We start from the raw sequence: 13,637 nt of genomic DNA, 5'->3' as shown, positions 1-13,637 counted from the left end.
GAAGGGGAGAGGGACGCGCGAGATGAGTATCGCTGGCCAAGTGATCTACATCGCGCTGTACTGCTTCCTGTTCGTACTGATCTTCCGCCTGGTGATGGACTACGTGTTCCAGTTCGCCCGTTCATGGCAACCCGGCAAGGCGATGGTGGTCGTCCTGGAGGCCACCTACACTGTCACTGATCCGCCACTCAAGCTTCTGCGGCGATTCATCCCGCCGCTGCGTCTCGGGGGCGTGGCGCTCGACCTGTCCTTCTTCGTATTGATGATCATCGTCTACATCCTGATCACTGTCGTGAGGACGGTGTTGTTGGTGTGAACGATACGGTCTTGCCGATTGCCGACGACTACGTTGAGGTGAAGTAGAGATGCCGTTGACCCCCGAGGACGTGCGGAACAAGCAGTTCACGACCGTCCGCCTCCGAGAAGGCTATGACGAGGACGAGGTCGATGCCTTCCTCGACGAGGTGGAAGCGGAGCTGACGAAGCTGCTGCGCGAGAACGAGGACCTGAGGGCGAAGCTGGCTGCCGCCACGCGCGCCGCCGCCCAGTCCCAGCAGCAGAACATGCGCAAGCAGCAGCAGGAGCAGCAGGAGCAGCAGCACCAACAGCAGCAGCAGCGCGGTGGGGCTCCGGTGCCCGCCGCCATATCGGGCCCGCAGCCGGTCCCGCCGCAGCAGCAGGGGATGGGTGGCCCTCCCCAGCTTCCCGGCGGTGCACCGCAGCTGCCCGCAGGCCCCGGTGGACACGGCGGCCCCCAGCAGGGCGGCCCGCACGGTCCCATGGGGCACGGTGGTCCGATGGGCGGCCCGATGGGCGGTCCCGGCGGACCCCAGCTGCCGCAGCCGGGTCAGGGCCCCGGCGGCGACAGCGCCGCGCGTGTGCTGTCCCTCGCACAGCAGACCGCGGACCAGGCGATCGCGGAGGCCCGTTCCGAGGCCAACAAGATCGTCGGTGAGGCGCGCAGCCGCGCCGAGGGCCTGGAGCGGGACGCCCGCGCCAAGGCCGACGCCCTGGAGCGGGACGCGCAGGAGAAGCACCGCGTGGCGATGGGCTCGCTGGAGTCCGCGCGCGCCACGCTGGAGCGCAAGGTCGAGGACCTGCGGGGCTTCGAGCGCGAGTACCGCACCCGCCTGAAGTCGTACCTGGAGAGCCAGTTGCGCCAGCTGGAGAACCAGTCGGACGACTCGCTGGCTCCGCCGCGCACCCCGGCCGCCGCGTCGCTGCCGGCGTCGATGGCCTCGGCCGGTGCCGGTTCCATGAACGGCGGCCACACCATGGGCGGCCAGTCCATGGGGAGCCAGCAGTCCATGGGCGGCCCGTCCTCGGGCAACGGCACCTACGGCAGCCAGCAGCAGATGTCGCCCGCCATGACGCAGCCGATGGCTCCGGTGCGCCCGCAGGGCCAGTCGATGCAGGGCGCGCCCTCGCCGATGCGCGGCTTCCTCATCGACGAGGACGACAACTGACGTCCTCCGGCGCGATGACGCGTCGCTGACAGTTCGGCAATCGGAGACCGGGCCCCGGGAGAGTGATCTCCCGGGGCCCGGTCTCCGTGTGTGCGGGGTGCCCCGGGCGGTGCGCCCTTGGGGCTGTCGCGGCTGCGGCGGCCACCGGTCCCGCCTCGGGGCCGCCCGCCACGCCGGCCTGCCCGGTGCAGGGGGCGCCGGCTCCGGCGGAGTGAGGCGGACATGCAGGAGGGACGCACCCCGGCGGGATGCGTCCCTCCTGCGTCTGCCTGCCGGGACCCGTTACGCCTCGACGCGGCGGAGCCGGAAGGTCAGCCCGAGCGCCTCGTCGGTGAACGGCTCGCCGTAGGAGGCCTCGGCCCCACCCCGGGCGAAGTCGGTGGCGAGGACCTCGTCGGAGACCAGGCCTGCGTGGTCGGTGAGCGCGCGCGCCACCTCCTCGTCGGCCGACTCCCAGCGCAGCGCGATCCGGTCGGCGACGTCCAGGCCGCTGTTCTTCCGCGCCTCCTGGATCAGCCGGATGGCGTCGCGGGCCAGGCCCGCCCGGCGCAGCTCCGGGGTGATCTCCAGGTCGAGCGCCACGGTGGCACCGGAGTCGGACGCCACCGACCAGCCCTCGCGCGGGGTCTCGGTGATGATGACCTCGTCCGGGGCCAGGTCGACGAGTTCGCCGTCCACCTCGACCTGGGCCATGCCCGAGCGCAGCGCGACGGAGAGCGCCGCGGCGTCGGCGGCGGCGACGGCCTTGGCGACCTCCTGGACCCGCTTGCCGAACCGCTTGCCCAGCGCACGGAAGTTGGCCTTGGCCGTGGTGTCGACCAGCGAGCCCCCCACCTCGGAGAGTGAGGCGAGCGCGGTGACGTTCAGCTCCTCGGTGATCTGGGTGCGCAGGTCCGCGTCGAGGCCCTCGAAGCCGGTGGCCGCGATCAGCGCGCGGGAGAGCGGCTGGCGGGTCTTGACACCCGACTCGGCGCGGGTGGCGCGGCCCAGTTCCACCAGGCGGCGCACCAGCACCATCTGCGTGGAGAGCACCGGGTCCACCAACGCGTCGTCGGCCTCCGGCCAGGACGCCAGGTGCACCGAGTCCGGCGCGTCCGGCGTGACCGGCACGACCACGTCCTGCCAGACCCGCTCGGTGACGAAGGGCGTCAGCGGCGCCATGAGGCGGGTGACGGTCTCCACCACGTCGTGCAGGGTGCGCAGGGCCGCCTTGTCGCCCTGCCAGAAGCGGCGGCGGGAGCGGCGCACGTACCAGTTGGAGAGGTCGTCGACGAAGGCGGAGAGCAGCCGTCCGGTGCGCTGCGTGTCGTAGGACTCCAGCGCCTGGGTCACCTGTGCCACCAGCGTGTTCAGTTCGCCCAGCAGCCAGCGGTCCAGCACCGGGCGGTCCGCCGGCGCCGGGTCGGCCGGGCTCGGTGCCCAGCCGGCCGTGCGGGCGTACAGGGCCTGGAAGGCGACGGTGTTCCAGTAGGTGAGCAGGGTCTTGCGCACCACCTCCTGGATGGTGCCGTGGCCCACCCGCCGCGCGGCCCAGGGGGAGCCGCCGGCTGCCATGAACCAGCGCACCGCGTCGGCGCCGTGCTCGTCCATCAGTGCGATGGGCTCCAGGAGGTTGCCCAGGTGCTTGGACATCTTGCGGCCGTCCTCGGCGAGGATGTGGCCCAGGCAGACCACGTTCTCGTAGGAGGACTTGTCGAAGACCAGGGTGCCGACCGCCATCAGCGTGTAGAACCAGCCGCGGGTCTGGTCGATGGCCTCGGAGATGAACTGCGCCGGGTAGCGCTTCTCGAAGAGCTCCTTGTTCTTGTACGGGTAGCCCCACTGCGCGAACGGCATCGAGCCGGAGTCGTACCAGGCGTCGATGACCTCCGGCACCCGCGTCGCGGTGGCCGAGCAGGTCGGGCAGGGGAGGGTGACCTCGTCGATGAAGGGGCGGTGCGGGTCCAGCCCCGACTGGTCGGTGCCGCTGAGCTCGGAGAGCTCGGCGAGCGAGCCCACGCAGGTCAGGTGGCCCTCCTCGCAGCGCCAGATCGGCAGCGGGGTGCCCCAGTAGCGGTTGCGGGAGAGCGCCCAGTCGATGTTGTTCTTCAGCCAGTCGCCGAACCGGCCGTGCTTGACGGCCTCGGGGAACCAGTTGGTGTGCTCGTTCTCCCGCAGCAGCGCGTCCTTGACGGCGGTGGTGCGGATGTACCAGGAGGGCTGCGCGTAGTACAGCAGCGCGGTGTGGCAGCGCCAGCAGTGCGGGTAGCTGTGCTCGTAGGCCAGGTGGCGGAAGAGCAGGCCGCGGGCGTCGAGGTCGGCGACGAGCGCCTCGTCCGCCTTCTTGAAGAACTGCCCGCCGACCAGGCCGAGCCCTTCCTCGAACGTGCCGTCGGGGCGGACCGGGTTGACCACCGGCAGATCGTAGCGGCGGCAGGTCTCCAGGTCGTCCTCACCGAAGGCGGGGGACTGGTGGACCAGGCCGGTGCCGTCCTCGGTGGTGACGTACTCGGCGTTGAGGACGAAGTTGGCGCCCTCCAGCTCCACGAGGTCGAAGGGGCGCCGGTAGGCCCAGCGCTCCATCTCGGCCCCGGTGTAGGTCTCGCCGGTCGCGCTCCACCCCTCGCCCAGCGCCTTCTCCAGCAGCGGCTCGGCGACGACCAGCTTCTCGGCGCCGTCGGTGGCCACCACGTAGCGGACCTCGGGGTGGGCGGCCACCGCGGTGTTGGAGACCAGCGTCCACGGCGTCGTCGTCCACACCAGCAGGGACGCCTGTCCGGCCAGCGGGCCCGAGGTCAGCGGCATCCGGACGTACACCGAGGGGTCGACGACCGTCTCGTAACCCTGCGCCAGCTCGTGGTCGGACAGGCCGGTGCCGCAGCGGGGGCACCAGGGGGCGACGCGGTGGTCCTGGACCAGCAGGCCCTTGTTGAAGATCTGCTGGAGTGACCACCACACCGACTGGACGTAGTCGGGGTCCATGGTGCGGTACGCGTCGTCCAGGTCGACCCAGTAGCCCATGCGGGTCGTCAGCTCGGAGAAGGCGTCGGTGTGCCGGGTCACCGAATCGCGGCACCGGGCGTTGAACTCGGCGATGCCGTACGCCTCGATGTCCTTCTTGCCGTTGAAGCCCAGCTCCTTCTCCACGGCCAGCTCCACCGGCAGGCCGTGGCAGTCCCAGCCGGCCTTCCGCGGCACGTGGTAGCCGCGCATGGTGCGGAAGCGCGGGAAGACGTCCTTGAAGACGCGGGCCTCGATGTGGTGGGCGCCCGGCATGCCGTTGGCGGTGGGCGGGCCCTCGTAGAAGGTCCACTCGGGCCGGCCCTCGGACTGTTCGAGGGAGCGCGCGAACACCTTCTGCTCGCGCCAGAAGTCGAGCACCGCGTGCTCCAGCGCGGGCAGGTCGACCTGCGCGGGCACCTGGCGGTACTGCGGGGTGGGACTCATCGGGGTGTGCCTCCGGCGGACATCGTCTGACGTTCTCCGACCGGAGGGACGAGCGCCGGTTCACCGGCTCCCGCGGTACCACCCTCCTTGACCCGGCGCGGCTCCCGCACCGGGCCCCCTCATTGGGGCGGCGAACGCCGGGTCTACTCGCCGAGCCGGCCGCTGTCGCGGCCCGCGGGCTTTCTTCCGGCGGCTCCGGGGTGATCTTCACGTCGTGCTCGCCCCCGGGCTCCCACCGTCCCCGGGTCGCTCTGGGCCGCCTGCGACGCTACTCGTCCCATCCACGCCTCTCGCCGCCCTCAGTGTAAGGCGCCCGCGACGCACTGCCGACCGCATTACCGCGGACCCCGCCGCGGGCCCGGCCGACCCGCCGCCGCCGGGGCCGTCACTCCACCAGGTGACCGTCCGGTGACGGTGCGTCCCGTTGCTGTCGGCCTATGGGCGTTTTATCGTTCCGCTCACGATTTGCCTCCGCGAACGCGGAGGCCGGGACCGAGGAGGGAGGCGCGGCGAACGGGGCCTGCCGGGGCGGGCCGCCGCGCCACGGAGCCGGCGTTGCGGGCCGGACCGGCCACTGTGAGGAGTGCCGCACCCCGGCCCGGGAAGAAGAGGGCCCCGGAAACGGTTGCGGAGCCCGTCGCCGCGGGTACTGCCGAAGGCGACGGCGGAGCCGGGGCGCCCCGTGCCGCGCCGCGCGCGGGTACCGCCCGCAAGGGAGCACCGCACCCACCACGACGGCCGGCAGGAGCCCGGCCCACCAGACCGCACCGGCGAAGTCGACGGTGCCCGCGAGGAAGACGGGAGCCAGAAGGACGATGGCTAAGAAGACGTCCCAGGACGCGCCGGCGGCGACAGCCGAGCTGGACGAGAGGTCCACCACGGCGGCACCGGCCGCCCCCGAGGACCTGCCCGTCCGCCCGGGGGAGGACCCCTGGTCGGCACAGGAGATCGAGGAGGCGCGCACCGCCCTCACCGAGGAGTCCGAGCGGCTGCGCGGTGAGATCGCCGCCTCCGAGGAGGTGCTGGCCGGACTGCTGCGGGACGGCGAGGGCACCGGTGACGAGGCGGACACCGGCACCGCCAACATCAGCCGGGAGCACGAGATGGCCCTGGCCTCCGGCGCCCGCGAACGGCTGGAACAGTCCGAGCGGGCCCTGGCCCGCATCGACGCCGGGACCTACGGCCGCTGCGAGAGCTGCGGCAACGCGATCGGCAAGGCCCGGATGCAGGCCTTCCCCCGCGCCACCCAGTGCGTGGACTGCAAGCAGCGGCAGGAGCGGCGCTGACCGGCCCCTGCCGCCCGGGCGGGTGAGCTGCCTTCCGGTTGCGGCGTCCCGGGGGCGGCCGGCCGGTGTGCCCGCCGCCCCCGCGGCTCCCCGCCGGGGCCGGGCGGCAGGCGCCGCGGCCCCCGCCGCCCGGTGGTCGGCACCGCGGCGGTGACCTCGGGCTGCGCGGGCGCCGTGCCGTACCCTCGTGCCTGGCGGGCACAGCCCGCCGCGCTGATCTCCTAACGGGCTTGAGGACACGACGTGGCAGAGGCGGAGCGCATGAACGTGCCGGACACCGGCGAGGGGCGGCGCCCGGGCGGCGGAAAGGTGTCGCCTGCCGGCGAGGCGCCACCGGAGCCGACCGGAGCGAGCACCGCACCACCGTCCGAGCCCGCGAAGGCGGCCAAGGCCCCGGAGGCGGCGACGGCGACGGAAACCGCAGCACCACCGTCCGAGCCCGCGAAGGCGGCCAAGGCCCCGGAGACGGCGACGGCGACCGGGACCGCGGAGTCACGGCCGACTGAGCCCGCCGGGACCACTGAGCCCGCCAAGCCCGCCGAGCCGTCCGCCGCCGCCCCCCTCACCCCCGAGGACCGGCCGGCCGAGGAGTCCGCAAAGGCGGCGCAGCCGGCGCCCGCCACCGGCCCCCGGCGCGTCGGCCTGCTGCTGGTGGTCGCCGCCGTGGCCTACCTCCTCGACCTCGGCAGCAAGATGCTGGTGGTCGCCAAGCTGGAGAACGGGCCCGGCGTCGAGGTGGTCGGCAAGCTGCTGCGCCTGTACGTCATCCGCAACGCCGGCGCCGCCTTCAGCATGGGGCAGGCGCTGACCGTCTTCCTCACTCTGATCGCCGTGGTGGTGATCGTGGTGATCGCCCGGATGGCCCGCAGGCTGCGGAGCCTGCCGTGGGCGATCGCGCTCGGCCTGCTGCTCGGCGGCGCCCTCGGCAACCTCACCGACCGGATCTTCCGCAAACCCGGAGTCTTCCGCGGCGAGGTCGTCGACTTCATCGCCCCCGCCCACTACGCCGTCTTCAACCTCGCCGACACCGCCATCGTGTGCGGGGGCATCCTCGTCGTGCTGCTCTCCTTCCGCGGCCTGAACCCGGACGGCACCCGGCACCGCGACTGAAGGCCCCGCGGGGCGTCGTCTCCCCGGCCGGGACCGGCCGGGAAGCGGGGTGTTCCGTCCGTCACAGGCGGGCGGGACGGCGTGCTCCCGGTGGCTGACATACTCGTGGTGTGAGCACCATTCCCGAGACCCGCAGCCTGCCCGTGCCCAACGGCCTGGAGGGCGAGCGCGTCGACGCAGCCCTGGCCCGCATGTTCGGCTTCTCCCGTACGAAGGCCGCCGAACTCGCGAGCGCCGGCAAGGTGCGGATCGACGGCGCCGAGGTGATGAAGTCCGAGCGGGTCACCGCGGGCGCCTGGCTGGAGGTGGAGCTGCCGGCGGCGGCCGCCCCGGTCGAGGTCGTCGCCGAGCCGGTCGAGGGCATGGAGATCGTCCACGACGACGAGGACGTCGTGGTCATCGTCAAGCCCGTCGGCGTGGCGGCGCACCCCAGCCCCGGCTGGAACGGCCCCACGGTCATAGGCGGGCTGGCCGCGGCCGGGTACCGCATCTCGACCTCCGGCGCCGCCGAGCGCCAGGGCATCGTCCACCGCCTGGACGTGGGCACCTCCGGCCTCATGGTCGTCGCCAAGTCCGAGCGCGCCTACACCCTGCTGAAGACGCAGTTCCGGGAGCGGACGGTCGACAAGAAGTACCACGCGCTGGTCCAGGGCCACCCGGACCCGCTGAGCGGCACCATCGACGCACCGATCGGCCGGCACCCGCAGCACGACTACAAGTGGGCCGTGACCGCCGACGGCAAGCCCTCCGTCACCCACTACGACCTCGTCGAGGCGTTCCGGGCGGCCAGCCTGCTCGACATCAAACTGGAGACGGGGCGCACCCACCAGATCCGCGTCCACATGTCGGCCCACCGCCACCCCTGCGTGGGCGACCTCACCTACGGCGCCGACCCGACGCTGGCCAAGCGCCTCGGTGTCACCCGCCAGTGGCTGCACGCCGTGCGGCTCGGCTTCGAGCACCCCTCGGACGGCCGCCGGGTGGAGTTCACCAGTGACTACCCCGACGACCTGCAGCGGGCCCTGGACCGGGTGCGCGCCGAGAGCGCCTGACCGACCGGACCGCACCCGCCCCGAGCCGCACCCGTACCGCAGCCCGCGCCGAAGGACCCCCGCATGACCGAGACCGCCGCCGACCGGCCCACCGCTCCCGCCCACACCCTCACCAGCGTCCGCGGTGACGGTGACCTGACCGCCTGCCACGCGGTGCGCCGCGAGGTGTTCGTCCGCGAGCAGGGAGTCGCCGAGGAGCACGAGATGGACGAGTACGACGTCCACGCCGTGCACCTGCTCGCGCGCACCGCGACCGGCGAGGCCCACGGCACCGCCCGGGTCCTGTTCGGGCCGGCGGCGCAGCGCAAGTACGCCGCCTACGGGCTCGGGCCGGACACCGCGGTGCTCGGCCGGCTCGCGGTCGTCGGCGCGGCCCGCGGCACCGGTCTGGGGGCGACGCTGGTCCGCGCCGTCGAGGCGGAGGCCCGGAGGCTGGGTGCCACGGAGGTCTACCTCCAGGGCCAGGTGCAGGCCCTCGGCTTCTACGAGCGGCTGGGGTACACCGCCTACGGCCCGGAGTTCGACGACGGCAGCGGCATAGCGCACCGGGCGATGCGCCGCCGCGTCGACGCCTGAGGCGGTCCGGGCCGAACCGGCCCGGTCTGCGCCGCCGGGTGCCCGGCCTGCCTACCGGTGGCAGGTGACAACTCCTGCTTCAGGCATGTTCGTGTGCTTTCGTGGCAGGCTTGTGATCGGCCGCCGCACAGAACTGACCGGAGCGTAACTCTCGATGGACCAACTGGCCCTGCTCTTCGTCCTGCTCATCGGGGCGGTGGTCATGGTCCCGGTCGGAGACCGGCTCCGGCTCCCGCCGCCGGTGCTGATGACCCTGGCCGGCGTGGTCCTCGCGCTCCTGCCGTTCGTACCGAACGTCGACGTGCCGCCGCAGTACATCCTCCCCCTGGTCCTGCCGCCCCTGCTGTACGCGGCGGTGCAGCGCACCACCTGGCGCCAGTTCACCGCCAACCTGCGGCCGATCCTGCTGCTCGCGGTCGCCCTGGTGCTGGCCACGACGGCCGCCGTGGCCGCCGTCGTGCAGGCCGTGGTCCCGGGCCTGCCGGTCGCGGTGGCCGTGGTGCTGGGCGCCCTCGTCGCACCGCCCGACCCGGTGGCCGCCACCGCGGTGGCCGGCAAGCTCGGCCTGCCGCGGCGCCTGGTCTCCATCCTGGAGGGCGAGGGCCTCTTCAACGACGTGACGGCCATCGTCCTGTACAACGTGGCGCTGTCCGCGGCGGTCGGCGGAAGCTTCTCCTGGCCCTCGGCGCTCGGCGCCCTGGTGCTGTCCGCGGTGGTGGCCGTCGTGGTGGGCCTTGCGCTCGGCTGGGGCACCAACAAGCTGATGTCGCTGCTGAACGACCCCACGCTCCAGATCGGCATGACGCTGCTGGTGCCCTTCGTCGCCTACGTGCTGGCGGAGGAACTGCACGGCTCGGGCGTCCTCGCGGTGCTCACCTCGGCGCTCTTCCTGGCCGAGTACGCCGCCGACGCCGACGACGTGATGGGCAGGCTGGCCGGCTACACCTTCTGGGAGGTCGTCGACACCCTCGTCACCGGCATCGCCTTCGGCCTCATCGGCCTGGAGCTCCACAACGTGCTGGGCGCGGTGCGCGGCCACTGGACGCAGTGGCTGGGGGCGGCCGGGGCCGTGGTGGGCGTCGTCGTCGCCCTGCGCCTGGTCTGGTTGCTGCCCGCGGCCTGGCTGGCGCAGCGGATACACGCCCACCGCTTCGACGAGGAGATCCCCACCAGCTGGCGCGAGACGCTCATCATGTGGTGGTCCGGCATGCGTGGGGTGGCCTCGGTGGCACTGGCCCTGGCCATCCCGTACACGGTCTCCGGCGGCGGCGACTTCCCGCACCGCGACGAGATGCTCTTCATCGCCTTCGCCGTGGTCCTCGCCACCCTCGTGATCCAGGGCCTCACCCTGCCGCGGCTGGTGCGGATGCTGAAGGTGCGCGGCGACACCGACGCGGAGGACGCTTTGGAGCACGAGCTGGCGCTGCGCGTCGTCAAGGCCGCCAAGCGCAGGCTCAAGGAGATCCAGGAGGTCGAGGAACTCCCCGACGACATGGCCGACCGCCTCTCCCGCGCGGCGCACGACATGGGCGCCCGCATCGCGCCGGACATCGTCGACGAGGAACGGCGCGAGTTCTACGAGCAACGGGTCACGCGGATGAAGAAGGCGCAGCGCCTCCAGCAGGAGCTCCTGTCGGCCGCACGCCACGAGGTGCTGTCGGCCCGCAGCGAGCCGGGCGCCGACCCCGAGGTCGTCGACCGGGTGCTGCGCCACCTCGACCTGCGCAGTCTGCGGATGGCCCCGGGCTCGCCCAACCCGCCGTCGGTGTAGGCGGGGCGGCGCGGCCTCGGCGGCTCAGTCCTCCGGCAGGTCCGACCGGCCGTCCGACAGGCCGGGCGTGAGACCTGCGCCGTCCACCCGGCCGGCCGCGAAGCCCCCGCCGTCCCCCCGCGCCCGGCCGCCGTCGGCCGTCCACTCCCGCCAGCCGGCGGCCGGGGCGGTGGGCAGCCGCGGCAGCGCGTAGGGGTGCTCGGCGTACAGCCAGGAGATCATGCGCTCGCGGACCTCGCAGCGGACCGTCCACAGCGCGTCGGAGTCCCGCGCGGTCATCAGGGCGCGGACCTCCATCGTGGTCGGCGTCGTGTCGGTCACCACCAGGCTCCAGGCGCGCCCGTCCCACGCCTCGCACTCCTTGAGCAGCTGCGGCAGCCGTTCGCGCATGAGCTCCACCGGCGCGGAGTGGTCGAGCTGGAAGAAGACGGTGCCCGTCAACTGGGTCCCGCCGCGGGACCAGTTCTCGAAGGGCTGGCCGGTGAAGTAGGACACCGGCATGGTGATGCGCCGCTCGTCCCAGGTGCGGACGGTCAGGAAGGTGAGGGTGATCTCCTCCACGATGCCCATCTCGTCCCCGACCACCACGGTGTCGCCGATGCGCACCATGTCACCGAAGGCGATCTGCAGCCCCGCGAAGACGTTGCCCAGCGTCGACTGGGCGGCGATGCCGGCGACGATGCCCACCAGACCGGCCGAGGCCAGCATCGAGGTGCCCAGCGCCCGCATGCCGGGGAAGGTCAGCAGCATCGCCGCCACCGCCACCACGGCCACCACCGCGGTGACGATCCGCTGGATCAGCGTGACCTGGGTCCGCACCCGCCGGACCCGCGCGGCGTCCCGGGCGCCGGCCGCGTACCGCGAGTAGCCGGACTCCACCACCGCCGCCGAGACGCGTATCACCAGGTAGGCGGTCGCCCCGATGAGGATCAGCGACAGCAGCCGGCCCATGCCCTCCGCGTGGCGTTCCACCACGTCCAGGCGGGACTTGTCGAAGGTCCCCCGCAGCAGGGCCGTGAGGAGCACCACCTGCAGCGGGACCCGGCAGCGACGCAGCAGGTTCCACAGCGGGGCCTGCGGGTGTGCCGCCGCGCCCCGGCGCAGCACCTGGTCGGCCAGCCAGCCCAGCACCAGCGTGACGACGACCGAGCCGCCCACGACGATCAGCGGACGCAGCACGTCCTCCATCCGTTACCCACCTCAAGCCCTGTCGGGTCGTGTGTGCAGGGACCGGCCCCGCGGGCCGGCCGCCCCTGACACGTCTCTCCACTCCCGCCCGACCGTAACTGGCAGGATGGTGGCAGTGTGATCCGCCGCCGGGGCGGGTCCGTCGATGCGAAGGCGAGTCCCGTGGCCTCCCCAGGCGCCTCCACCGTGATCCTCTTCCACTCCATGTACGGTCTGCGGCCGGCCGTGCACGCCGCCGCCGACCGGATGCGGGGCGCGGGCCACGAGGTGATCGTCCCCGACCTCTTCGACGGGCGGACCGCCGAGAACGCCGAGGACGGCCTGGCGATCCGGGACGAGTTCGGCAACGACGAACTGCTGCGGCGGGCGGTGACGGCCGCCGCGCCCTACTCCGAGAGCGGCCTGGTCTACGCCGGCCTCTCCCTGGGCGGCGCCCTCGCACAGAACCTCGCCCTCGCCGACGAGCGGGCCCGCGGTCTGCTGCTGCTCCACGGCACCTCCGACATCGCCGACGACGCGGCCGTCGACGACCTGCCCGTCCAGCTCCACGTCGCCGACCCCGACCCGTTCGAGCCGCACGACTGGCTGAACGCCTGGTACCTGCGGATGCAGCGGGCCGGCGCGGACGTGGAGGTCTTCCGCCACGCCGGCGCCGGGCACCTCTACACCGACTTCGACCTGCCCGACCACGACGCCGCGGCGGCCGAGGAGACCTGGCGGGTGGTGCTGGGGTTCCTGGCGTCCCTGTGACCCGTAGCCACGACGACTGAAAGGGGCGCGCCGGCTGTGCCGGCACGCCCCTTTTCGTCACTCCGCCCCGCCCGCCTCGGCGGCCGGGGGCCGGAGCGTCACTTCTTCAGCGCGGCGCTCAGCTGCGACTGGAAGGACTGGAGCATCTGCGTCGTGGTGTTGCCGGTCGGCGAGATCTTGGTGCCGTCCATGATGATCGTCGGCGTGCTCTGGACGTCCTTGTTGGCGTTGAACGCGGCCGACATCTGCAGCGCCCAGCGGTCGTAGGTGCCCTTCTTCAGGGCGTTCTCGAACGAGGCGTTGTTCTTCAGCGCGGGCACGGTGTCGGCGACCTGCGTCAGGTACTTGTCGTCCGCGAACTTGTCGGGCCCGGTCTCCTCGGGGTGGTACTTCGTGGAGTACAGCGCCTCCTTGTACTGCAGGAACGCGTCCGGGCTGACGTTGAGGGCGGCGCCCAGCGCACTGATGGCGTTCTTCGAGCCGACGCCGTGGAGCCTGTCGTCCAGGAAGGCGCCGAGGTGGTAGGACGCCTTGTACTTCCCGCCGTCGACGTCCTTGACGATCTGGGACCCCGCGGACTGCTCGAAGGCAGCGCAGGAGGGGCAGCGCGGGTCCTCGTACAGGTCCAGCGTCTTCTTGGCGCCGGACTTGCCGATCACGATGGTGGTGCCCATGTCGCCGCTGGTGTGGGCGGGCTTGACGACCTTGTTCTTCTTGGCCTTCGTCCACGCCGCGTCGGTGGAGACGCCGGTGTTGCTGGCGCCGTCGACGTCGGCCGCAGAGGTCTTGGCGTCGTCCCCGCCGCCCGAGTTGGCGACGGCCACGCCGATGCCGACGGCCGCGGCGATGACCACCACGACGGTGCCGCCGACTATGAACTGGCGCTTGAGGGCGTCCTTCTTCTTCTGCTTCTCGCGCTCGGCGCGCAGCCGCTCGCGGGCTGCCTGCTTGTTGGCCTGGTTGTTGCGGTTGCTCATGGGGTGACCTGCTCCGTGTGGGATGCGGCGTGACG

Annotated in this window: 11 protein-coding genes; 8 read left to right on the top strand and 3 right to left on the bottom strand. The window is 72.6% G+C overall.

What is annotated here, in order from left to right; genetic code table 11:
• Positions 1 to 22: 22 nt before the first annotated feature.
• Together ACFV3R_RS14305 and ACFV3R_RS14300 are read left to right on the top strand one after the other, a co-directional pair.
• Positions 23 to 316, top strand: coding sequence for a YggT family protein (locus ACFV3R_RS14305; RefSeq protein WP_385580989.1), 294 nt, complete (start codon positions 23 to 25; stop codon positions 314 to 316).
• A 49-nt stretch (positions 317 to 365) separates the two neighbouring features.
• A complete protein-coding gene (locus ACFV3R_RS14300) occupies positions 366 to 1,466 on the top strand; it encodes a DivIVA domain-containing protein (protein WP_385580986.1) in 1,101 nt (366 codons plus the stop codon).
• A 282-nt stretch (positions 1,467 to 1,748) separates the two neighbouring features.
• On the opposite strand, the gene ileS is transcribed toward ACFV3R_RS14300, so the two are convergent.
• Complete coding sequence (gene ileS / locus ACFV3R_RS14295) at positions 1,749 to 4,892, bottom strand: isoleucine--tRNA ligase (RefSeq protein WP_385580983.1); 3,144 nt, start codon at positions 4,890 to 4,892, stop codon at positions 1,749 to 1,751.
• Positions 4,893 to 5,707: 815 nt separating this feature from the next.
• On the opposite strand from ileS, the gene ACFV3R_RS14290 reads away from it, so the two are divergent.
• The 5 genes from ACFV3R_RS14290 to ACFV3R_RS14270 all read left to right on the top strand — a co-directional run bounded on the left by ACFV3R_RS14290 (position 5,708) and on the right by ACFV3R_RS14270 (position 10,687).
• A complete protein-coding gene (locus tag ACFV3R_RS14290) occupies positions 5,708 to 6,178 on the top strand; it encodes a TraR/DksA family transcriptional regulator (RefSeq protein WP_385580980.1) in 471 nt (156 codons plus the stop codon).
• Between the two features lie 309 nt (positions 6,179 to 6,487).
• Positions 6,488 to 7,288 carry a signal peptidase II gene (lspA, locus tag ACFV3R_RS14285; RefSeq protein WP_385581134.1) on the top strand — a complete coding sequence of 267 codons (801 nt, stop codon included), beginning with the start codon at positions 6,488 to 6,490 and terminating at the stop codon, positions 7,286 to 7,288.
• A 110-nt stretch (positions 7,289 to 7,398) separates the two neighbouring features.
• Positions 7,399 to 8,340 (top strand): RluA family pseudouridine synthase, encoded by a 942-nt coding sequence (locus ACFV3R_RS14280; protein WP_385580978.1) that lies wholly within the window; start codon positions 7,399 to 7,401, stop codon positions 8,338 to 8,340.
• Positions 8,341 to 8,403: 63 nt separating this feature from the next.
• The gene (locus ACFV3R_RS14275; RefSeq protein ID WP_385580976.1) at positions 8,404 to 8,916 is read left to right on the top strand and encodes a GNAT family N-acetyltransferase; all 513 of its coding nucleotides are present in this window, start codon (positions 8,404 to 8,406) and stop codon (positions 8,914 to 8,916) included.
• A gap of 154 nt (positions 8,917 to 9,070) precedes the next feature.
• Positions 9,071 to 10,687 (top strand): Na+/H+ antiporter, encoded by a 1,617-nt coding sequence (locus ACFV3R_RS14270; protein ID WP_385580974.1) that lies wholly within the window; start codon positions 9,071 to 9,073, stop codon positions 10,685 to 10,687.
• 24 nt (positions 10,688 to 10,711) lie between these two features.
• On the opposite strand, the gene ACFV3R_RS14265 is transcribed toward ACFV3R_RS14270, so the two are convergent.
• Positions 10,712 to 11,875, bottom strand: a complete 1,164-nt coding sequence (locus ACFV3R_RS14265; protein WP_385580970.1) for a mechanosensitive ion channel family protein — start codon at positions 11,873 to 11,875, stop codon at positions 10,712 to 10,714.
• Between the two features lie 162 nt (positions 11,876 to 12,037).
• Between ACFV3R_RS14265 and ACFV3R_RS14260 the strand changes: the two genes are divergently transcribed.
• Positions 12,038 to 12,625, top strand: a complete 588-nt coding sequence (locus ACFV3R_RS14260; RefSeq protein ID WP_385580967.1) for a dienelactone hydrolase family protein — start codon at positions 12,038 to 12,040, stop codon at positions 12,623 to 12,625.
• 98 nt (positions 12,626 to 12,723) lie between these two features.
• Here the strand turns inward: ACFV3R_RS14260 and ACFV3R_RS14255 are convergent, their stop codons facing one another.
• Entirely contained in the window at positions 12,724 to 13,602 is an 879-nt protein-coding gene (locus ACFV3R_RS14255; protein WP_385580964.1) for a thioredoxin domain-containing protein, read from the bottom strand.
• Positions 13,603 to 13,637 lie beyond the last annotated feature (35 nt).

Source organism: Streptomyces sp. NPDC059740 (assembly GCF_042733155.1).
Classification (GTDB): domain Bacteria; phylum Actinomycetota; class Actinomycetes; order Streptomycetales; family Streptomycetaceae; genus Streptomyces.
This window is presented reverse-complemented; position numbering and strand designations above follow the sequence as displayed.

What these genes read in the sequence shown, in the direction of transcription:
- ACFV3R_RS14300 (WP_385580986.1), top strand. Translation starts at nt 366, where the DNA reads ATGCCGTTGACCCCCGAGGACGTGCGGAACAAGCAGTTCACGACCGTC.
- ACFV3R_RS14290 (WP_385580980.1), top strand. Translation starts at nt 5,708, where the DNA reads ATGGCTAAGAAGACGTCCCAGGACGCGCCGGCGGCGACAGCCGAGCTG.
- ACFV3R_RS14275 (WP_385580976.1), top strand. Translation starts at nt 8,404, where the DNA reads ATGACCGAGACCGCCGCCGACCGGCCCACCGCTCCCGCCCACACCCTC.
- ACFV3R_RS14265 (WP_385580970.1), bottom strand. Translation starts at nt 11,875, where the DNA reads ATGGAGGACGTGCTGCGTCCGCTGATCGTCGTGGGCGGCTCGGTCGTC.
- ACFV3R_RS14255 (WP_385580964.1), bottom strand. Translation starts at nt 13,602, where the DNA reads ATGAGCAACCGCAACAACCAGGCCAACAAGCAGGCAGCCCGCGAGCGG.
- ACFV3R_RS14305 (WP_385580989.1), top strand. Translation starts at nt 23, where the DNA reads ATGAGTATCGCTGGCCAAGTGATCTACATCGCGCTGTACTGCTTCCTG.
- ileS (WP_385580983.1), bottom strand. Translation starts at nt 4,892, where the DNA reads ATGAGTCCCACCCCGCAGTACCGCCAGGTGCCCGCGCAGGTCGACCTG.
- ACFV3R_RS14270 (WP_385580974.1), top strand. Translation starts at nt 9,071, where the DNA reads ATGGACCAACTGGCCCTGCTCTTCGTCCTGCTCATCGGGGCGGTGGTC.